Origin of the sequence: Bacillus sp. RE35, from assembly GCF_052146655.1 — a bacterium.
GTDB lineage: Bacteria > Bacillota > Bacilli > Bacillales > Bacillaceae_G > Bacillus_A > Bacillus_A cereus.
The window spans coordinates 4,266,474-4,285,972 of the sequence record NZ_CP197377.1 but is presented as its reverse complement, the minus strand read 5'-3'; the positions used below and the strand labels follow the sequence as shown (position 1 = coordinate 4,285,972).

Here is a 19,499-nt window from a genome sequence, read left to right as displayed (position 1 = left end):
TTAGGAGTTGAGAACATAGATGAATAAAGAAGAAAGAGCAAAAAGACAGTCCAAAATTCGTAATTTCTCTATTATTGCTCATATTGACCACGGAAAATCAACGTTAGCAGACCGTATTTTAGAGAAAACAAACGCGTTAACACAACGTGAAATGAAAGCTCAGTTGCTTGACTCTATGGATTTAGAGCGTGAGCGTGGTATTACAATCAAATTAAACGCAGTACAATTAAACTATAAAGCAAAAGATGGTGAAGAGTATATTCTTCATTTAATTGATACACCAGGACACGTCGACTTTACGTACGAAGTATCTCGTAGTTTAGCGGCTTGTGAAGGCGCGATTCTTGTAGTAGATGCAGCGCAAGGTATTGAAGCGCAAACGTTAGCAAACGTATACTTAGCGCTTGATAATAATTTGGAAATTTTACCAGTTATTAATAAAATCGACTTACCGAGTGCGGATCCAGAACGTGTACGTCAAGAGGTAGAAGATGTAATTGGTTTAGATGCATCAGAAGCGGTACTTGCTTCTGCGAAAGCTGGAATTGGTATTGAAGAAATTTTAGAACAAATTGTTGAAAAAGTACCAGCTCCGTCGGGTGATTCAGAAGAGCCATTACAATGTATGATTTTCGACTCTTTATATGATCCGTACCGCGGTGTAATTGCTTATATCCGTGTTGTAAATGGAACAGTAAAAGTTGGCGATAAAGTACGTATGATGGCAACGGGTAAAGAATTTGAAGTAACAGAAGTAGGTGTATTTACACCGAAAACTACGCAACGTGACGAGTTAACAGTAGGTGATGTAGGTTTCTTAGCAGCATCGATTAAAAATGTTGGTGACACACGTGTTGGTGATACGATTACACATGCGAAACGTCCAGCTGCAGAGCCGTTAGCAGGTTACCGTAAGTTAAACCCGATGGTATTCTGTGGTCTGTATCCAATTGACTCTGCTCGTTATAACGATTTACGTGATGCATTAGAAAAATTAGAGTTAAACGATTCTGCTCTTGAGTTTGAACCAGAAACATCTCAAGCGCTAGGATTTGGTTTCCGTTGTGGTTTCTTAGGGCTTCTTCACATGGAAATCATTCAAGAACGTATTGAACGTGAATTTAAGATTGACTTAATTACAACAGCGCCAAGCGTTATTTATAAAGTTTATTTAACTAACGGTGAAGATGTTATTGTTGATAACCCATCTAATATGCCAGATCCACAGTCTATCGATCGTGTAGAAGAGCCGTTTGTGAAGGCTTCAATTATGGTTCCGAATGACTATGTTGGAGCTGTAATGGAGATTTGCCAAGGTAAACGTGGAACGTTTATTGATATGCAATATTTAGATGAAACGCGTGTTACATTAACATATGAAATCCCGTTATCAGAAATCGTATATGACTTCTTCGATCAATTGAAATCAAATACGAAAGGGTATGCATCATTTGACTACGAGTTAATTGGCTATAAGCCATCTAAACTTGTGAAAATGGATATTCTTTTAAATAATGAACAAGTGGATGCTTTATCATTTATCGTACACCGTGATTCAGCGTATGACCGTGGTAAAGTAATCGTAGAGAAATTAAAAGAATTAATTCCGAGACAACAGTTCGAAGTGCCAATTCAGGCGACTATCGGAAATAAAGTTGTAGCACGTTCTACAATTAAAGCGATGCGTAAAAACGTACTTGCAAAATGTTACGGCGGTGACATTTCTCGTAAGCGTAAACTTCTTGATAAGCAAAAAGAAGGTAAAAAACGTATGAAGTCTGTTGGCTCTGTAGAAGTACCGCAAGAGGCATTCATGGCTGTACTGAAAATGGATGACAACTAATATTTGAAATAAAAAAGAAGTCGTTTGTGCGGCTTCTTTTTTCTGTATAATTACTTTTTAGACATCTGAGCAGCTCTCATTTACAATAATGAGAGAGCTTTTTAGTTCATATAGAGTTAGGAGATTGTTAATGTCCGAAAATATTCGAAAAGATATTCAAGATAAAATACAAAATGGTAATTTTAATTGTGAAAAGGAATTGACGCTTTCTATTATTAGTGGAAAGTGGAAAGTTGTGATACTGTGGCATCTTGGTGTGGAAGGGCCGCATCGTTTCAGTGAATTACAACGGTTATTCCCAAGCATTTCTCATAAAGTTTTGTCGAACCAATTAAAAGAGTTAATGGAAGATGGGATTGTTGATCGGACAGTATATCCTGAAATTCCTCCTCGCGTTGAGTATTATATGACGGAACTAGGCATGTCACTTTTACCGATCGTTGAAATGATGTATGATTGGGGAAAAATGCGAATGGAACAAATTCGTAATACGTTAGAGAAGTAGAGAACCCTCCGGAGTGCGGAGGTTTTCTTTTTAGAAAGGTAGGAGTTATATTTGGTACAAGCTGCATACATTCATATTCCGTTTTGTCAGCACATTTGTCACTATTGTGATTTTAATAAAGTGTTTATTGAACGCCAACCGGTTGATCAATATTTAGATTATTTAGAGAAGGAAATAATAAATACGGTTCAAAAAGTTCCATTTGATAGTATGAAAACGATTTTTGTGGGTGGGGGAACTCCGACAGCGTTAAATATGGAACAGACAAAAAATTTACTCGAGATTATTAATCGTCATTTGCGTCCGTTCGCCCCGAATTGTGAATTAACATTTGAAGCGAATCCAGGAGATTTACCGAAAGAGAAGCTAAATGTACTGCTAGAAGGTGGAGTAAATCGAATTAGTTTTGGTGTGCAAACGTTCCGTGATGAACTTCTTGAGAAGATCGGGCGCAAGCATACGAGGGAAGATGCATTCCTCGCGATTCGAGAGGCACAGGAAGTAGGCTTTAAAAATATTAATGTAGATATTATTTATGCTTTGCCAGGACAGACGATAGAAGATGTAAAAGAAACATTAGATATTGCTTTTACGCTTGGTGTACAACATTTCTCGGCATATTCATTAATTGTGGAGCCAAAAACAGTGTTTTATAACTTAATGAACAAAGGAAAATTACGTCTTCCGGGTGAAGACCATGAAGCGAAAATGTATGAAATAGTAATGGATGAAATGGAGAAACACGGTTATAACCAGTATGAAATTAGTAATTTCTCAAAAGGTGACAATAAAAGTAGACATAATCTCACATACTGGAATAATGAAGAGTATTATGGATTTGGAGCTGGAGCTCATAGTTATGTGAACGGAGAACGTATTCAAAATGTTGGTCCTCTGAAGCAATATTTTAATAAAATTGATGAAACAGGATTTCCGTATTTAGATGTTCACAAAGTGACGGAGAAAGAAAGAATGGAAGAAGAGCTGTTCTTAGGGCTTCGAAAAACAAAAGGTGTTTCTAAAACGGCGTTCCACAATAAATTTAATATAGAGATGGATCAAGTTTTCGCAAAGCAGTTACAAAGCAACCAAGAGCAGGGATTGCTTGAAGAGGAAGATGGACATGTGCGTTTAACGCGAAAAGGAAAATTATTAGGGAATGAAGTATTCCAATCATTTTTGATTGACTAATTAAATGTTCCATAGGCGTGAAAAAGTTTCATTATTTCGTGACGTTTCCGTTGACAATTGAATGTCAATTTTGGTAAGTTATTAATAGATTTAGCACTCAAAGACAAAGAGTGCTAACAGAGGTGATGATGAGATGCTTACGGAACGTCAGCTCTTAATTTTACAAACAATTATTGATGACTTTATTGGATCAGCGCAGCCCGTTGGGTCTAGAACGTTGGCTAAAAAAGATGAAATCACATTTAGTTCAGCTACTATTCGAAATGAAATGGCGGACTTAGAAGAATTAGGTTTTATTGAAAAAACGCACAGTTCTTCTGGACGTGTTCCTTCTGAGAAAGGCTACCGATTTTATGTAGACCATCTTTTAGCGCCGCAAAACTTACCGAACGCTGAAATTGTACAAATTAAAGATTTATTTGCTGAAAGAATTTTTGAAGCGGAAAAAATTGCACAGCAATCTGCTCAAATTTTATCAGAACTTACGAATTATACGGCAATTGTTCTTGGACCGAAGTTAAGTACAAATAAACTTAAAAATGTACAAATTGTGCCGCTTGATCGTCAAACTGCAGTCGCTATTATTGTAACCGATACAGGGCATGTACAAAGTAAAACGATTACCGTTCCGGAATCTGTTGATTTATCAGATTTAGAAAAAATGGTTAATATTTTAAATGAAAAGCTATCTGGCGTACCGATGGAAGAACTTCATAATAAAATCTTTAAGGAAATTGTTACAGTTTTACGTGGGTATGTTCATAATTACGATAGTGCAATAAAAATGTTGGATGGTACATTTCAAGTTCCGTTATCGGAAAAGATATACTTTGGAGGAAAAGCAAATATGCTTTCGCAGCCAGAGTTCCATGACATTCAAAAGGTTAGATCTTTACTTACCATGATTGATAATGAAGCCGAATTTTATGACATTTTGCGTCATAAACAAGTCGGGATTCAAGTGAAAATTGGTAGGGAAAACTCTTCGACGGCTATGGAGGATTGTAGTTTAATTTCTGCAACATATTCGATCGGCGAAGAGCAACTTGGAACAATTGCTATTTTAGGTCCTACGAGAATGCAATATTCTCGTGTAATTAGTTTGTTACAGTTATTTACGAGACAATTTACTGATGGGCTTAAAAAGTAAATGAGAGTAATACATTCGCTCAAGTGATGAAATTTTCATTGCTGTGTGTAATATATAATGATTAGGTAATCATGCTATGCATGATACCTAATACCTTTTAAGGAGGTGAATATTGTGGAAGAGCGTAACGAACAAGTGGTAGAAGAAGTAAAAGAAGCGCAAGTTGAAGAAGCTGTCACGCCAGAAAACAGTGAAGAAACTGTAGAAGAAAAAAGTGAGGCTGCTCTTTTACAAGAAAAAGTAGATGAGTTACAAGCGAAACTAACGGAAACGGAAGGTCGCACATTACGTCTACAAGCTGATTTTGAAAATTATAAGCGCCGTGTCCAAATGGATAAACAGGCTGCTGAAAAATATAGAGCACAAAGTCTAGTTTCAGACATCTTGCCAGCTCTTGATAATTTTGAAAGAGCAATGCAAGTGGAAGCGACTGATGAGCAAACGAAATCATTGTTACAAGGTATGGAGATGGTGCATCGTCAATTGTTAGAAGCGCTGACTAAAGAAGGTGTGGAAGTGATTGAAGCTGTTGGTAAACAGTTTGATCCTAATGAACACCAAGCTATTATGCAAGTGGAAGATAGTGAATTTGAATCAAACGCGGTTGTGGAAGAATTCCAAAAAGGTTATAAATTAAAAGACCGTGTGATTCGCCCATCAATGGTAAAAGTAAATCAATAATTTACATAAAACTAGGAGGATTCGCCATGAGTAAAATTATCGGTATTGACTTAGGTACAACAAACTCTTGTGTAGCTGTTATGGAAGGTGGAGAACCAAAGGTTATCCCAAATCCAGAAGGGAACCGTACAACACCTTCTGTTGTAGCTTTCAAAAATGAAGAACGTCAAGTTGGGGAAGTTGCAAAGCGCCAAGCAATTACAAACCCAAATACAATCATGTCTGTTAAACGTCATATGGGTACAGACTACAAAGTAGAAGTTGAAGGTAAAGATTATACACCTCAAGAAATTTCTGCAATCATTTTACAAAATTTAAAAGCTTCTGCTGAAGCATACTTAGGTGAAACAGTAACGAAAGCTGTTATTACAGTACCTGCATACTTCAACGATGCAGAGCGTCAAGCAACGAAAGATGCTGGTCGTATCGCTGGTTTAGAAGTTGAGCGTATCATTAACGAGCCAACAGCAGCAGCACTTGCTTACGGTTTAGAAAAACAAGACGAAGAACAAAAAATCTTAGTATATGACTTAGGTGGCGGTACATTTGACGTATCTATCCTTGAGTTAGCAGACGGCACATTCGAAGTTATTTCAACTGCTGGTGACAACCGTCTTGGTGGCGATGACTTTGACCAAGTTATCATCGATCACTTAGTAGCTGAGTTCAAAAAAGAAAATAACATTGATTTAAGCCAAGATAAAATGGCGCTTCAACGCTTGAAAGATGCAGCTGAAAAAGCGAAAAAAGATCTTTCTGGTGTAACACAAACTCAAATTTCATTACCATTCATTAGTGCTGGAGCTGCTGGTCCATTACACTTAGAATTAACGTTAACAAGAGCGAAATTCGAAGAGCTTTCAGCAGGTCTTGTTGAAAGAACATTAGAGCCAACTCGTCGTGCATTAAAAGACGCTGGTTTTGCTCCAAGCGAATTAGATAAAGTTATTCTTGTTGGTGGATCTACTCGTATCCCAGCTGTACAAGAAGCTATTAAACGTGAAACTGGTAAAGAGCCATATAAAGGTGTAAACCCTGATGAAGTTGTAGCATTAGGTGCTGCAGTTCAAGGTGGCGTACTTACTGGTGATGTAGAAGGTGTTCTATTATTAGACGTAACTCCACTTTCTTTAGGTATTGAAACTATGGGTGGCGTGTTCACGAAATTAATCGAGCGTAACACTACAATTCCAACAAGTAAGTCACAAGTATTCTCGACAGCTGCTGATAATCAACCAGCAGTAGACATTCACGTATTACAAGGTGAGCGTCCGATGTCAGCTGACAACAAAACGTTAGGTCGTTTCCAATTAACTGACCTTCCACCAGCACCACGTGGTATTCCACAAATCGAAGTAACATTCGATATTGATGCGAACGGTATCGTTAACGTACGTGCGAAAGACTTAGGAACAAGCAAAGAGCAAGCTATTACAATCCAATCTTCTTCAGGTCTTTCTGATGAAGAAGTAGAACGTATGGTACAAGAAGCGGAAGCAAATGCTGACGCTGACCAAAAACGTAAGGAAGAAGTTGAACTTCGTAATGAAGCTGACCAACTTGTATTCCAAACAGACAAAGTTGTAAAAGATTTAGAAGGTAAAGTAGATGCAGCTGAAGTTGCAAAAGCAACAGAAGCGAAAGAAGCATTACAAGCTGCAATCGAGAAAAACGAGCTTGAAGAAATTCGTGCGAAAAAAGATGCTTTACAAGAAATCGTACAACAATTAACTGTTAAATTATACGAGCAAGCTCAAGCAGCTGCTGGTCAAGCAGAAGGTGCGCAAGGTGCACAAGACGCTGGCGCGAAGAAAGACAATGTAGTTGACGCTGAGTTTGAAGAAGTAAAAGAAGACAAGTAATTCAACTGTAAACATAATAAGTAAGATGACAAAAAGTCAAAGTCAAGCGTGCCTTGACTTTGGCTTTTTTCACGAATGAGAAGCGATGTGTGAGGATCTTAAGTTTTTCGCTTTGCATACTGTAAGTGAGGAAACTTTGTTGCAAAGCACTTTCTTTCGGTGTTAAAATTACGTTTATGTGAAAGATTCGGGGGTTGTAAATTTATGAGTAAACGAGACTATTATGAGGTCCTTGGACTTAGCAAGGGCGCTTCAACAGATGAAATAAAAAAAGCGTATCGTCGTTTGGCTAAAAAATACCATCCAGACGTAAGCAAAGAAGAAAATGCAATTGAAAAGTTTAAAGAAGTACAAGAAGCATACGAAGTGTTAAGTGATGATCAAAAGCGTGCGCAGTACGATCAATTTGGTCATGCTGGTGCAAATCAAGGATTCGGTGGATTTGGCGGCGGAGGAGACTTCGGCGGTGGCTTCGGTTTTGAAGATATATTTAGTTCTTTCTTTGGCGGTGGCGGCGGCAGACGTCGTGATCCAAATGCTCCGCGCCAAGGCGCTGACTTACAATATCAAGTCACTTTAGATTTTGAAGAAGCTATTTTTGGTAAGGAATTAAATGTGGAAATTCCAGTAGAAGATCCATGTGATACTTGTAAAGGTAGTGGAGCAAAACCAGGAACTTCAAAAGAAACATGTAAACATTGTTCAGGTTCTGGTCAAGTGAGTGTTGAACAAAACACACCGTTTGGTCGTATCGTAAACCGTCAAGCTTGTGGTCATTGTTCAGGAACTGGACAAATTATTAAAGAAAAATGTACGACATGTCACGGTTCAGGTAAAGTTCGTAAACGTAAAAAAATTAATGTTAAAATTCCAGCGGGTATTGATAATGGTCAACAAATTCGTGTGTCTGGAAAAGGTGAAGCCGGCGTAAATGGCGGACCAGCAGGAGACTTATATGTTGTTGTTCATGTAAGAAATCATGAATTCTTCGAGCGTGAAGGAGACCACATTATTTGCGAAATGCCATTAACATTTGCACAAATGGCACTTGGTGCTGAAGTGGAAGTCCCTACTGTTCATGGTAAAGTGAAGCTGAAAATCCCAGCAGGAACACAAACTGGAACAGAGTTCCGCTTAAAAGGAAAAGGTGCTCCGAACGTACGTGGATACGGTCAAGGAGATCAATATGTAGTCGTTCGTGTTGTTGTACCGACGAAATTAACTTCACAGCAAAAAGATTTATTACGTGAATTTGCAGGACAAGAAGAGCAGGATGATAGTTTATTCGGAAAGCTTAAACGTGCTTTCAAAGGGGAATAATGGAAATAAAAAATGGAGTTGGTAAATTGTGAAATGGTCAGAAATTAGTATTCATACAACAGAAGAAGCAGTAGAAGCTGTCTCTCATATTTTACATGAAGCTGGTGCTAGCGGAGTTGCGATTGAGGATCCAGCGGAGTTAACGAAAGAGCGCGAGCAACAATATGGTGAAATTTATGCATTGAATCCAGATGAATATCCGGCGGAAGGTGTATTAATAAAAGCATATTTCCCGCAAACCGATTCTTTACATGAAACGATTGCAGGTGTAAAATCATCTATTGATGTGCTTCCATCTTACGACATCGAAATTGGTACTGGAAATATTACCGTTAACGAAGTCAATGAAGAAGATTGGGCTACTGCTTGGAAAAAATATTACCATCCAGTACAAATTTCTGATACATTCACAATCGTACCGACTTGGGAAGAATATACACCATCTTCTCCTGATGAAAAAATCATTGAATTAGACCCGGGTATGGCGTTTGGTACAGGAACTCATCCAACAACAACGATGTGTATCCGTGCTTTAGAAAAAACAGTACAGCCAGGTGACGCTATTATTGATGTAGGAACAGGTTCTGGTGTACTTAGTATTGCAGCAGCAAAATTAGGTGCGTCTTCTGTTCAAGCGTATGATTTAGATCCGGTTGCGGTTGAAAGTGCAGAAATGAATGTACGTTTAAATACAACAGATGATATCGTGTCTGTTGGACAAAATAGTCTTTTAGAAGGTATTGAAGGTCCTGTTGATTTAATCGTAGCTAACTTATTAGCAGAAATTATTCTATTATTCCCTGAAGATGCAGCAAGAGTTGTGAAGTCAGGTGGATTATTTATTACATCGGGCATTATTGCTGCGAAGGAAAAAGTAATTTCTGAGGCGCTAGAAAAAGCTGGATTTACAATTGAAGAAGTGTTACGAATGGAAGATTGGGTAGCAATTATTGCACGAAATGCGTAATATAGATTTTAGTCTATAATGAAAAGGGGAGTCTCTCACTATAAGGTGAGGGACTTGCCGTTTGTTATATGAAAAATGATAACGTTTCGTTCTTTTCGTAAGTGTTGACTTACGAAAGGAACGAAACTCTACTAAGGTGATTATATGCAACGTTATTTTGTAGAAGAGAAATATGTAAATGAGACAAGTATTCGCATTGTAGGTGATGACGTACATCATATCGCAAGAGTGATGCGTATGTCAGCTGGTGATCATATTTATTGCTGTGTAAATGGAAAAACAGCAGTATGTTCAATTGATGAAATTACCAGTGAATTTATTAATACGGCTATTGTAGAATGGGTAGAGGCGTCAAGTGAACTTCCTGTTTTCGTGACGATTGCAAGTGGACTGCCAAAAGGAGACAAGCTAGAGTTAATTTTTCAAAAAGGAACTGAGCTTGGGGCAGCTGCATTCTTACCATTTCAAGCATCTCGCTCTATCGTAAAATGGGATGCGAAAAAAGCTGATAAAAAAGTTGAGCGTTTAAGAAAAATTGTGAAAGAAGCTGCGGAACAATCACATAGAAGTGAAATTCCAGAAGTACATGCTCCAGCATCATTTAAGCAATTGCTTTCAATGAGTGGTGAGTATGATGCTTGTCTTGTTGCTTACGAAGAGGAAGCAAAACAAGGCGAGAAATCTAATTTTGCGAAAGCTTTAACGACAATGAAACCAGGTCAAAAGCTATTGATTGTATTTGGCCCAGAAGGCGGTTTAGCTGAGGAAGAGATTACAGCGCTTCGTGAACATAAATTTGTACCATGTAGTTTAGGACCAAGAATTTTAAGAACAGAAACGGCGCCGTTATACGCGTTAAGTGCTGCTTCGTATCATTTTGAATTGATGGGGTGATGATCAATGTCAACTGTTGCGTTCCATACGTTAGGTTGTAAAGTAAACCACTATGAAACAGAAGCCATTTGGCAATTGTTTAAACAAGGTGGTTATGAAAGAACAGAATATGAAAAGAAAGCTGATGTATATGTTATTAACACATGTACAGTAACGAATACTGGGGACAAAAAAAGCCGTCAAGTAATCAGACGTGCTGTGCGTCAAAATCCAGATGCAGTTATTTGTGTAACGGGATGTTATGCACAAACATCTCCAGCTGAAATTATGGCGATCCCGGGTGTGGATATTGTAGTTGGTACACAGGATCGTGAAAAGATGTTAGGTTACATCGAAGAATTCCGTAAAGAGCGTCAACCAATTAATGCTGTCCGCAATATTATGAAAACACGTGTGTACGAAGAACTTGATGTACCTTATTTCACGGATCGTACACGTGCGTCTTTAAAAATACAAGAGGGTTGCAATAACTTCTGTACATTCTGTATCATTCCTTGGGCGCGCGGTTTAATGCGTTCTCGTGATGGAAAAGAAGTTATTAAACAAGCGCAACAATTAGTGGATGCAGGCTATAAAGAAATCGTATTAACGGGTATTCATACAGGTGGATACGGCGAAGACATAAAAGATTATAACTTAGCTGGATTACTTCGTGATATGGAAGCGGAAGTAGGCGGATTAAAACGTCTTCGTATTTCTTCTATTGAAGCGAGTCAAATTTCAGATGAAGTAATTGAAGTGTTAGATAAATCTGAAGTAGTTGTACGCCACTTGCATATTCCGTTGCAATCTGGCTCTAATACTGTATTAAAACGTATGCGTCGTAAATATACGATGGAATTCTTCCAAGAGCGTTTAGATCGTTTGAAAGAAGTGTTACCAGGCCTTGCGATTACATCTGACGTAATCGTTGGTTTCCCAGGTGAAACAGAAGAAGAATTCATGGAAACATACAATTTCATTAAAGAGAACCGCTTCTCTGAGTTACATGTGTTCCCTTACTCAAAACGTACAGGAACACCTGCAGCGCGCATGGAAGATCAAGTTCCTGAAGATGTGAAGAACGATCGTGTTCATCGTTTAATTGAGCTATCTAATCAATTAGCGAAAGAGTACGCATCAGCGTTTGAAGGTGAAGTGCTTGAAATCATTCCGGAAGAGCAATTTAAAGAGGGCGACCGTGAAGGGTTATATGTAGGTTATACAGATAACTACTTGAAAATTGTATTTGAAGGATCAGAAGAATTAATTGGTAAGCTAGTGAAAGTGAAAATTACGAAAGCTGGTTATCCATATAACGAAGCGCAATTTGTTCGTGTTCTTGAAGATGATGTGAAAAAAGAATCAGCTAGCGCATAAAAAGAGCGTGCAACCGGAAACGGTTTGCATGCTTTCTTTATTTGAAGCGGTTAAGTAATAGAAGGTGGGGAGGCGTTTCATGCATCCCTGTATGAAAAAAGATGAAATGATAAAAATATAGTTGTCTTCATCAGTGAAGGATACTAGTTATTTGCATAACTTTTGAAAAGGAAATGCTTCTATTCTTCTTTTATTCTGCCAAATAGTTGACCTGAAGTGATAAAATGTATTATAATCGTAAAAGACATGCTGAAGAAGTGTTTCTTTTTGCATGCTGAAGTTAGTATGTAAGTGTGATGTTTCGGAGGGAGGGAAAGAGAATGTCAAAAACAGTCGTTCGTAAAAACGAGTCTTTGGAGGATGCACTTCGCCGTTTTAAAAGATCGGTTTCTAAAACTGGTACACTTGCTGAAGCAAGAAAGCGCGAGTTTTATGAAAAACCAAGTGTAAAACGTAAGAAGAAATCTGAAGCGGCAAGAAAGCGTAAATTCTAAGAGAGGGTGTAAGTTATGAGTCTTCTCGGTCGTTTAAACGATGATATGAAACAAGCGATGAAGAATAAACAAAAAGAAAAATTAACCGTTATTCGTATGGTTAAGGCTGCTTTACAAAATGAAGGTATTAAACTGCAACATACTCTTACTGAAGAAGAGGAAATAACAGTTTTAGCTCGTGAAGTAAAACAGTATAAGGACTCCCTCCTTGAATTTAAAAAAGCTGGTCGTGAAGACCTTGTTAATAAACTGCAAAGTGAAATTCAGATTTTAAGCGCATATTTGCCAGAGCAATTAACTGAAGAAGAACTAGTTGATGTAATCAAGCAAGTTATTTCTGAAGTTGGTGCGACTTCTAAAGCAGATATGGGTAAGGTGATGACTGCTGTTATGCCGAAAGTAAAAGGTAAAACAGACGGATCACTTGTGAATAAGCTGGTTATCCAGCTATTAGCATAAAAAAACGTCTCATTTCGTATGAGACGTTTTTTTATTGTTCTGATTAAGGAGAAACGCTATATTGCTTAAAAAGCGTTTCTGTAAGTGATAAAAACCCCTCTAGTTAAAGTTTCAATTTATTATTTCCTTGTATAATTCCGATTCTACACCTATTCTTACTTCCTTGACTAAAACTTCTTTCGCGAATAAAAGCTAAGTACCGAGCCTTCTGAAACTCAGATTGAAGTTTTATAGCTTGCTCTTCAGCATAATCCTCAAAGGTAACGAAAGAGATTCTAACTATTTTAGATTTTGCATCAGTTGCATAAAATGGCTGGATATTACTGTCGGTAACTTGTTTTATAACATTCAAAACTTCTTGACCAAAGCCGATTTCCTTTCGTATTTCCTCATTTATTAATTCATTTTTTAATGAACCCTAATATTTTTTGAAATTCATATAACAACCATCTATAAAATATTCTTACTTACAACGTAACATTCAGAGTGAAGAAATTTTCTTTTTTTTTGATTTTATCCCGCATTAACGGGTAGCCCGATTGGTGAGGATTGATTATAGTTTTACTTTATCTCAGTTGTCCAATAAAAGACAACTACTTATTCTATGGTCAGTATGTCACGTCCAGAACGAATTGTAACAGGTTTTTTCAAGTTTCCCACTTCTCGCTAGGCTCAATTTCTTAATGTAACTTGTACTGATATCCTGTAGGGGCGCATATTCTTGTATTAATACTTCTATTATTAAAGGTAACATCCTCTGATCCATCATTGTCCTGACAAATATGATTTCATATAGCGACTGTTTTAATTAACATGATATGAACTCTTGCAGAATATAGTTATGTTAGTGAAGTCGTTATAACACGATAGGCACTTGTGAAGAAATACATATATATGGGATGAGAGGGGGTCTTTCGAGATGAAGAAATTAGAACAAATGAAAAATTGGTTGACAAAACAAGTAGACCTACCAGTGGATGTATTAATGGATCTACCTCGGATTACTCTTGTTGGGCAAATACATATTTATATAGAAAATCATCGGGGGTTATTAGTGTTTTCAGATAAAGAAGTGCGATTGCTTTTAAAACACGGTCAATTATTAATTAAAGGACAATCCTTTGTTATTAAAACGATTCTTCCAGAAGAGCTTTTACTCGAGGGGATAATTGAGCAAGTAACATTTTTAGAAAATGAAAAAAAAGGTGATTGAAGTGAAACTTCCATTTGTGAAGTTTTTCTTCTTTATCCTGTAAAAGTTCCGTTGATAGAGACTGATTACAGTTTTACTCTGTTTTATTTTAGTACGAGCTATTTTAATGCTTCAAATAAAAAGTAGTATATCTACTTTTAGAAAGGTAGTGAAGGTGGTAAATGAAAAATAAATGGTTTATAAAGTGGCTTGGATATGTAAAAGTGCGAATTGAAGGTAGAGGAGCGGAACGGTTTGTTAATGAATGTGTACGGAGGAATTTATTAGTTTGGGATGTTAAAAAGATAGCTGATGAAACGTTAGTTTTTTGTATGTTGTTACGCGATGTGAAAAAAATAAAACCAATTTATAGAAAAAATGAATGTAAATTATATTTTATTGGACGTTATGGTTTTCCTTTTTGGAATAAACGTTTAATTAAAAACAGTGGATTTTTAATTGGTTTTTTAATTTTCTTTTTTGGTGTGATTGCAATGTCAAATATGGTTTGGAAAATTGAAATTACAGGAGCTAAACCTGAAACAGAATATATATTGATGAAAGAATTGGATAAAATGGGTATTAAAAAAGGGAAACTACAATTTCAAATGCCGAATGTAGAAGATGTACAACGCCATTTGACAGATAATATTAATGCCATTACTTGGGCGGGACTAGAAGTAAGGGGAACGACTTATCATTTTAAAATTGTTGAAAAAAACGAACCGAAGAAAGAAAAGGAACAAAGGCCGCAAAATTTAGTAGCAAAAAAAGAAGCGATTATTACAAAAACGTTTGTAGAAGTTGGAAAGCCGGTTGTACTGAAAAATGATCATGTAGAAAAAGGACAGATTCTCGTATCGGGAATATATGGTAATGAGGAAAGTCCGACGATTGTTTCAGCGAAAGGTATTGTATATGGCGAAACGTGGTATACATCTAAGGTGGATGTCCCGTTAAAGACGCAATTCCAAGTGTATACTGGTAATGTATACAATGAACATTTTCTTAAATTTGGGGATACGAAAATAAAAATATGGGGATTTCAGCATGATAAGTATAAACGCTCTCGTACTGAAAGTGTAAAGCATGATGTGAAATTATTTGGTTTTACACTGCCGATTGCATATGAAAAAGATGTTGTGAGAGAAGAGGAAGAAGCGAATCGAGAATATACAGAAAAGCAAGCGCTGAAAGTAGCGAAGGAGATGGCCGAAAAAGAACTAAAGAAAAAATTGGATGAACATGCTATGATTGTAAGTGATAAGATTTTGAGTAAAGAGGTTGAGGCGGATCAACTAAAAGTCACATTGCATTATACTGTGGTTGAAAATATTGCAGAGCCACAACCAATATCCGAATCCGATATTCAAGGAGACTGAGTAATGGCAGAACAATTAGTAGAAATGAACCAACAATTGGAAAATGCTAACGAAGCAATCGCTCTTTTTGGAGTTAATGATGCGCATTTAAAAGTAATTGAACGAGAACTGAATGTATCGATCGTAACTAGAGGAGAAACTGTTCATGTATCTGGGGCAGTTGAAACGGTGGCACTCGTAGAAAAAATCTTACAGCAATTACTTGTTGTAATTCGTAAAAGTATATCAATTTCAGAGAGAGATGTTGCGTATGCGATTCAGCTTGCACAACAAGGGAAAATTGCTCAATTTGAAGAGTTATATGAGGAAGAAATTTTCAAGACTGCAAAAGGTAAATCCATTCGTGTAAAAACAATGGGGCAAAGAAGATATATTCATGCGATGAAGAAGAATGATATTGTCTTTGGGATAGGGCCTGCAGGAACTGGAAAAACATATTTAGCTGTAGTAATGGCTGTGAGGGCTTTAAAACAAGGATATGTAAAGAAAATTATTTTAACAAGACCTGCTGTAGAAGCTGGAGAAAATTTAGGTTTTTTACCAGGGGATTTGAAAGAGAAGGTAGATCCATACTTACGCCCGTTATATGATGCTTTACATGATATTCTTGGACAAGAATATACGCAGCGTATGATGGAGCGAGGAGTAATTGAAATAGCTCCGCTTGCTTATATGAGGGGGCGTACGCTTGATGATTCATTTGTTATTTTAGATGAGGCTCAAAATACAACGGGTGCTCAAATAAAAATGTTTTTAACAAGATTAGGTTTTAGTTCTAAAATGGTTATTACAGGGGACCCTTCACAAGTAGACTTGCCAAAAGGGGTAAAATCAGGGCTATCTATAGCTGCTAATATTTTATCTGGTGTATCAGGTCTGTCATTTATTACATTAGAACAAACGGACGTTGTGAGACATCCATTGGTGCAACGTATTATTGAGGCATATGATAAAATGGAATGATCCTATTTGTCAGGATCATTTCTTTTTGTATGATAAGGTTGGCGAACGTCATATTTTTTACTATCATGAAAGATAAGGAAAATAAACTATTGGTACTAGTGTATAAAATATTGCCTCAAAGTATCGTTTGGTAGAAGAAATGAAAGCTATAAATAGTTTCACTTTATTTCTGGAGAGGAGAAGGTATTGAAATCATGTCAAGATCTCAAGAAATTTCTAAGTGGTTTCGTAATTTACAACATTCGAAAAAACTAAGTTGGATTTCTTACGTTGTGTTAGGAGCAGTGCTGTTTTTTGCGCTTATGAATAATGTAAAACCAGAACAATTAGATGTTAATATGTATTCTATTGCGAAAAAGACAATCCATTCTCCTATAAAAATTGAAGATAAAGTTACAACGGATAAAAAGAAAAAAGAAGCCGCTACAAAAGTTGAAGATCAATATACATATAAAAGTGAGTATAAACAAAACAAAGTTGATATTGTGAATGACGTCTTTGCTAAAGTGGATGAAGTGGTGCAAGAGATTAAAGCTGTTGGACCGGATGATCAAAAAAAGATGACTGATGCTGAGAAAGTGGACAAGTTAAAAAAGAAACTACCCGCTGACTTAACGAAAGAGTTATCTGATTCAAACTTACTGAATTTGATTAATGCAGATCCGAGCCAATTAGTATTAGCGAAAGATGCTGCGGTCACAGCGATTAATAGTATCATGACTGAGCATATTAAAATGGACGAATTGAAAGATGCGAAAGAACGATATGTAAGTGAGATGAATAGTGTTAATGTTGATAATGGTTTAAAAGAATCAATTAAGGCGCTAGGAAGATATGCAATTTCAGCTAACTATTTTTATGACCCAATCTTAACGAAAGAGAAGAGAAAAGCAGAGGAAGATTTAGTTCCACCTGTTTATATTCTTCAAGGACAAGTTCTTGTTAGAGAAGGTGAAACAATTTCAAGTGATGTGTATAATCAGTTGAAATTAGTTGGTTTGTTAGAAAAAGGGAACGGTTTTCAACCTTATGTTGGATTAGCGGTACTCATTGGTGTGTTACTATACTTTATGCATAAACAATTTGAATTATTTTTAAAGAGAAAAAGAGAAGATAGACCGTATGTTTTAGCGTATATTACAATTTTGTCTATCACAATCGTCTTAATGAAAATCATTAGTTTGTTTCAAAAACTTGAATACGCAGGGATTGCATATGTTGTCCCAGTTGCGATGGGAACAATACTTGTAAAACTAATGATTGGTGATCGATTTGTCTTTTTAACGAGTATGATTTTTTCTGTATGCGGAAGTATTATGTTTAATGAAGGAGTAACGAGTACATTAAATTATAGTGTAGGGATTTACGTATTGTTAAGTTCGTTATCGGTTAGTATTTTCTTGCGAGAAAAAAATCGTCGTACAATGATTTTACAAGCTGGTATACTCGTTTCTGTATTAAATGTAGTCGTATTGGCGGCGCTTTTATTATTACGTAATGGGAATTTTTCGCCTCTTGAAATTGGTACGCAATTATTAATGGCTTCACTTTCAGGGATTATATCATCCGTTTTGGCTATGGGGATTTTACCATATTTAGAAAGTGGACTTGGAATCGTATCAAGTATGAAGCTTATGGAACTATCAAGTCCAAATCATCCGCTTTTACGCAGAATTTTGTTAGAAGCGCCAGGGACATATCATCATAGTGTAATGGTAGCGAATCTTTCTGAGGCTGCTTGTGAAGCAGTTGGGGCAAATGGTGTATTAGCGCGTGTAGGGGCATATTATCATGATGTAGGAAAAACAGTACAACCGCAATTCTTTATTGAAAACCAAATGGGAATTAAAAACCCGCATGATAAATTAGATCCTGTAACGAGTAAAGATATTATAATTGCTCACGTAACGGATGGAGTAAGAATGCTCGAAGAATATCATATTCCACAAGAAATTATTGATATCGCTGGGCAACATCACGGTACAACGTTACTGAAATATTTTTATTATAAAGCTATTAAAGAAGATAAAGAAAAATATACAGAAGAGATGTTCCGTTATCCAGGTTCAAAAGCAACTTCGAAAGAATCGGCAATTGTTGGTATTGCTGATAGTGTAGAAGCTGCGGTACGTTCTATGAATCACCCAACGCCAGAACAAATTAATAATTTGGTGCAAAGTATTATTAAAGATCGACTGCAAGACGGTCAATTTAGTGAATGTGATTTGACGTTTAAGGAACTACAAATCGTTGGAAAAACGTTGTGTGAAACGTTAAATGGTATTTTCCATTCGCGTATTACATATCCGGAACCTCCGGAAGAAAAGGAGAAAGAATGAGTTTGTTAATTGATTTTATTGATGAAACAGAAGAAGTAAAAGAAGAGTATATGAGTTTAATTCGTGAAGTGTTAGAAAAAGCAGCTCAAATGGAAAATATCGAGGATGGTGCGGAGGTATCGGTGACATTTGTAGATAATGAGCGCATTAGAGAAATTAATCGTGATTACCGAGATAAAGATCAACCTACAGATGTAATATCCTTTGCCATGGAAGAGATGGGAGAAGGAGAAATGGAGATTGTTGGTGCAGAGATGCCGCGCATGTTAGGGGATCTTATTATCTCTATTCCAAGGGCGAAAGAGCAAGCTGAAGAGTACGGACATTCTTTCGATCGTGAACTTGGATTTTTGGCGTTACATGGCTTTTTACATTTACTTGGTTATGATCACATGACAGAAGAAGATGAAAAAGAAATGTTCGGAAGACAAAAAGAAATTTTAGAAGCTTTTGGATTAGGACGATGAAAAAAGGAAAACTTATAGATAGTTTTGGATATGCTATAGCTGGTATATTCTTTTGTTTTCGTCATGAACGAAATATGAAAATCCATTATTTAGCCGCAGTCATTGTTATATGCTGCGGCTTTTATTTCCATATTACGAAAATAGAGTGGATGATATTACTTATTGTAATAGGGAGTGTAATGAGTTTAGAGATGGTAAATACGGCTGTGGAAAAAACGGTAGATTTAGCGACTGCCGATATTCATCCGTTTGCAAAAATTGCAAAGGATGTTGCGGCAGGAGCGGTTTTATTGTTTGCAATTATAGCTGTTATAATTGGTGCTATTATCTTTTTACCGTATATGGTATAGTTGCATTCCGAAGCTTTTATTAAGCTTTGGAAGTGCCGTAAGGGCCTTTAATGAGAGAGTGTATCTCTTCATAGCTGTGAA

18 protein-coding genes are annotated in these 19,499 nt (G+C 36.7%); all 18 read left to right on the top strand.

The features are described from left to right. Positions 1 to 19 precede the first annotated feature (19 nt). The 18 genes from lepA to ACTL4X_RS21795 all read left to right on the top strand — a co-directional run bounded on the left by lepA (position 20) and on the right by ACTL4X_RS21795 (position 19,418). On the top strand, positions 20 to 1,843 hold the full coding sequence (gene lepA, locus ACTL4X_RS21880; protein WP_001030951.1) for an elongation factor 4: 1,824 nt from the start codon (positions 20 to 22) through the stop codon (positions 1,841 to 1,843). 130 nt (positions 1,844 to 1,973) lie between these two features. After that, the gene (locus ACTL4X_RS21875; protein WP_001293539.1) at positions 1,974 to 2,348 is read left to right on the top strand and encodes a winged helix-turn-helix transcriptional regulator; all 375 of its coding nucleotides are present in this window, start codon (positions 1,974 to 1,976) and stop codon (positions 2,346 to 2,348) included. A 51-nt stretch (positions 2,349 to 2,399) separates the two neighbouring features. Continuing rightward, positions 2,400 to 3,539, top strand: coding sequence for a radical SAM family heme chaperone HemW (gene hemW / locus ACTL4X_RS21870; protein WP_000249438.1), 1,140 nt, complete (start codon positions 2,400 to 2,402; stop codon positions 3,537 to 3,539). Positions 3,540 to 3,672: 133 nt separating this feature from the next. Further along, entirely contained in the window at positions 3,673 to 4,689 is a 1,017-nt protein-coding gene (gene hrcA, locus ACTL4X_RS21865; protein WP_000954941.1) for a heat-inducible transcriptional repressor HrcA, read from the top strand. A gap of 114 nt (positions 4,690 to 4,803) precedes the next feature. Beyond that, the gene (grpE, locus tag ACTL4X_RS21860; RefSeq protein ID WP_000392711.1) at positions 4,804 to 5,370 is read left to right on the top strand and encodes a nucleotide exchange factor GrpE; all 567 of its coding nucleotides are present in this window, start codon (positions 4,804 to 4,806) and stop codon (positions 5,368 to 5,370) included. Positions 5,371 to 5,396: 26 nt separating this feature from the next. After that, positions 5,397 to 7,232 carry a chaperone protein DnaK gene (gene dnaK, locus ACTL4X_RS21855; RefSeq protein WP_000034700.1) on the top strand — a complete coding sequence of 612 codons (1,836 nt, stop codon included), beginning with the start codon at positions 5,397 to 5,399 and terminating at the stop codon, positions 7,230 to 7,232. A gap of 204 nt (positions 7,233 to 7,436) precedes the next feature. After that, positions 7,437 to 8,552, top strand: coding sequence for a chaperone protein DnaJ (gene dnaJ, locus ACTL4X_RS21850; RefSeq protein ID WP_000043946.1), 1,116 nt, complete (start codon positions 7,437 to 7,439; stop codon positions 8,550 to 8,552). A gap of 28 nt (positions 8,553 to 8,580) precedes the next feature. Continuing rightward, positions 8,581 to 9,519 (top strand): 50S ribosomal protein L11 methyltransferase, encoded by a 939-nt coding sequence (gene prmA / locus ACTL4X_RS21845; protein ID WP_000872099.1) that lies wholly within the window; start codon positions 8,581 to 8,583, stop codon positions 9,517 to 9,519. 144 nt (positions 9,520 to 9,663) lie between these two features. Beyond that, a complete protein-coding gene (locus ACTL4X_RS21840; protein WP_001190154.1) occupies positions 9,664 to 10,413 on the top strand; it encodes a 16S rRNA (uracil(1498)-N(3))-methyltransferase in 750 nt (249 codons plus the stop codon). A gap of 6 nt (positions 10,414 to 10,419) precedes the next feature. Continuing rightward, positions 10,420 to 11,772 carry a tRNA (N(6)-L-threonylcarbamoyladenosine(37)-C(2))-methylthiotransferase MtaB gene (gene mtaB, locus ACTL4X_RS21835; RefSeq protein ID WP_000108689.1) on the top strand — a complete coding sequence of 451 codons (1,353 nt, stop codon included), beginning with the start codon at positions 10,420 to 10,422 and terminating at the stop codon, positions 11,770 to 11,772. Positions 11,773 to 12,092: 320 nt separating this feature from the next. Then, positions 12,093 to 12,266, top strand: coding sequence for a 30S ribosomal protein S21 (rpsU, locus tag ACTL4X_RS21830; RefSeq protein ID WP_000048061.1), 174 nt, complete (start codon positions 12,093 to 12,095; stop codon positions 12,264 to 12,266). A gap of 15 nt (positions 12,267 to 12,281) precedes the next feature. Next, positions 12,282 to 12,725, top strand: a complete 444-nt coding sequence (locus ACTL4X_RS21825; protein ID WP_000054562.1) for a GatB/YqeY domain-containing protein — start codon at positions 12,282 to 12,284, stop codon at positions 12,723 to 12,725. 919 nt (positions 12,726 to 13,644) lie between these two features. Beyond that, positions 13,645 to 13,938 (top strand): sporulation protein YqfC, encoded by a 294-nt coding sequence (yqfC, locus tag ACTL4X_RS21820; protein ID WP_000732269.1) that lies wholly within the window; start codon positions 13,645 to 13,647, stop codon positions 13,936 to 13,938. 161 nt (positions 13,939 to 14,099) lie between these two features. Beyond that, positions 14,100 to 15,299, top strand: coding sequence for a sporulation protein YqfD (yqfD, locus tag ACTL4X_RS21815; protein ID WP_000792498.1), 1,200 nt, complete (start codon positions 14,100 to 14,102; stop codon positions 15,297 to 15,299). A 3-nt stretch (positions 15,300 to 15,302) separates the two neighbouring features. Continuing rightward, positions 15,303 to 16,262: a PhoH family protein gene (locus ACTL4X_RS21810; protein WP_000840501.1), complete on the top strand. Its 960-nt coding sequence runs from the start codon at positions 15,303 to 15,305 to the stop codon at positions 16,260 to 16,262. A 194-nt stretch (positions 16,263 to 16,456) separates the two neighbouring features. Continuing rightward, positions 16,457 to 18,601 (top strand): HD family phosphohydrolase, encoded by a 2,145-nt coding sequence (locus ACTL4X_RS21805; RefSeq protein WP_000091510.1) that lies wholly within the window; start codon positions 16,457 to 16,459, stop codon positions 18,599 to 18,601. Next, complete coding sequence (gene ybeY / locus ACTL4X_RS21800) at positions 18,598 to 19,068, top strand: rRNA maturation RNase YbeY (RefSeq protein ID WP_000054684.1); 471 nt, start codon at positions 18,598 to 18,600, stop codon at positions 19,066 to 19,068. The genes ACTL4X_RS21805 and ybeY overlap by 4 nt, the downstream gene beginning before the upstream one ends. Further along, positions 19,065 to 19,418, top strand: coding sequence for a diacylglycerol kinase family protein (locus tag ACTL4X_RS21795; protein WP_000715464.1), 354 nt, complete (start codon positions 19,065 to 19,067; stop codon positions 19,416 to 19,418). The genes ybeY and ACTL4X_RS21795 overlap by 4 nt, the downstream gene beginning before the upstream one ends. Positions 19,419 to 19,499 lie beyond the last annotated feature (81 nt).

Coding starts and splice junctions, on each gene's coding strand:
- lepA (WP_001030951.1), top strand. CDS start 20: ATGAATAAAGAAGAAAGAGCAAAAAGACAGTCCAAAATTCGTAATTTC.
- ACTL4X_RS21875 (WP_001293539.1), top strand. CDS start 1,974: ATGTCCGAAAATATTCGAAAAGATATTCAAGATAAAATACAAAATGGT.
- hrcA (WP_000954941.1), top strand. CDS start 3,673: ATGCTTACGGAACGTCAGCTCTTAATTTTACAAACAATTATTGATGAC.
- dnaK (WP_000034700.1), top strand. CDS start 5,397: ATGAGTAAAATTATCGGTATTGACTTAGGTACAACAAACTCTTGTGTA.
- dnaJ (WP_000043946.1), top strand. CDS start 7,437: ATGAGTAAACGAGACTATTATGAGGTCCTTGGACTTAGCAAGGGCGCT.
- ACTL4X_RS21840 (WP_001190154.1), top strand. CDS start 9,664: ATGCAACGTTATTTTGTAGAAGAGAAATATGTAAATGAGACAAGTATT.
- mtaB (WP_000108689.1), top strand. CDS start 10,420: ATGTCAACTGTTGCGTTCCATACGTTAGGTTGTAAAGTAAACCACTAT.
- rpsU (WP_000048061.1), top strand. CDS start 12,093: ATGTCAAAAACAGTCGTTCGTAAAAACGAGTCTTTGGAGGATGCACTT.
- ACTL4X_RS21825 (WP_000054562.1), top strand. CDS start 12,282: ATGAGTCTTCTCGGTCGTTTAAACGATGATATGAAACAAGCGATGAAG.
- yqfC (WP_000732269.1), top strand. CDS start 13,645: ATGAAGAAATTAGAACAAATGAAAAATTGGTTGACAAAACAAGTAGAC.
- yqfD (WP_000792498.1), top strand. CDS start 14,100: ATGAAAAATAAATGGTTTATAAAGTGGCTTGGATATGTAAAAGTGCGA.
- ACTL4X_RS21810 (WP_000840501.1), top strand. CDS start 15,303: ATGGCAGAACAATTAGTAGAAATGAACCAACAATTGGAAAATGCTAAC.
- ACTL4X_RS21805 (WP_000091510.1), top strand. CDS start 16,457: ATGTCAAGATCTCAAGAAATTTCTAAGTGGTTTCGTAATTTACAACAT.
- ybeY (WP_000054684.1), top strand. CDS start 18,598: ATGAGTTTGTTAATTGATTTTATTGATGAAACAGAAGAAGTAAAAGAA.
- ACTL4X_RS21795 (WP_000715464.1), top strand. CDS start 19,065: ATGAAAAAAGGAAAACTTATAGATAGTTTTGGATATGCTATAGCTGGT.